Genomic DNA, 1,052 nt, shown 5'->3' with positions numbered 1-1,052 from the left:
ATACCGCATGGCAATGATTCGTAAAAACCATATAGAAAAGCTTCTTAAACACTGGCTAGAGATTCGCAACACTATCAATAACATTGATAATAATCTACTTTTTTGCAACCAAAAAGGCAAAGCCCTATCCCAAGCATATATCTACAAAAATGTAGAAAACATCTTAATGTTTGCAGGAATCCGCAAAGAAAAAAATGGAGCACATATGTTGCGTCATTCTTTTGCCACCCTACTGTATCAAAAACACCAAGATCTAGTTTTAGTGCAAGAAGCATTAGGCCATGCTGATTTGAACACTACTCGTATCTATACACATTTTGATAAAAAACGTCTATTACAAGCTGCTAGTACAATGGATGATGTGAGTAATGCTGCAAAATGAAGCACTCCATAGAATAAAAGATTCAACCCCTCCCCTAAAATCATCTTCTCTAAAGTATTTCACAAATAAATACAATCAATGTCATAGATGGTGCTTATTGATAGAAGCGATATGAATGAATGCATTCTCATAAAAATTAGGAACTCTTCAAGGGCTACAATATATCCAAATCTATCAAAATCCTAGAGAATATAAAACAAAATTCTTTTACAATAAATTACAAGATTGAGAATTTTATTTGGTTGAAATGTGGCCTTGTGTCATTATAAAATACTCTTTTGCTTTTATGATTACCATTATAAAAAACATATTTGGAGAAAGGATGCTTCAAGATGATGTTTCAAAAGTAATTTTATATCTTCTAAAGCCTATGAACTCAATGTTTTTAAGATGTTTTGTTTTGTTCAAGGATTCAACCATTAGCAATAAGAGTCTTGAGTAAAACTGATAAATACAATGGTATGCAAATTAAACCCACACTACCTATGCATAACAAACAACATAGGAGTTAAAAGATTCTAAGGATTCTAAAAGATTTCAAAGATTGAAGATTTCAAAGTCTAAAGATTTCAAAACTCAAGACATTCTTTCAATATAAACAAGAGTTTAGAAATACATACAACAAAGGAATATTTTATTCAGAGATGCTAAACTTCTTAAGACTCTTTAT

1 protein-coding gene is annotated in these 1,052 nt (G+C 30.7%); it reads left to right on the top strand.

Annotation, left to right across the window (positions count from 1 at the left end; all coding sequences use genetic code 11):
- Positions 1-382: tyrosine-type recombinase/integrase (locus tag BKH42_RS09050; protein WP_180674046.1), on the top strand; the 382-nt coding region annotated here is incomplete at its 5' end.
- Between the last annotated feature and the right edge of the window lie 670 nt (positions 383-1,052).

Origin of the sequence: Helicobacter sp. 13S00482-2 (assembly GCF_002272795.1) — a bacterium.
In the GTDB taxonomy this organism is placed as follows: Bacteria; Campylobacterota; Campylobacteria; order Campylobacterales; family Helicobacteraceae; genus Helicobacter_J.
Note: the sequence above shows the minus strand (reverse complement) of the source record. Positions and strands in the feature narration are given on the sequence as shown.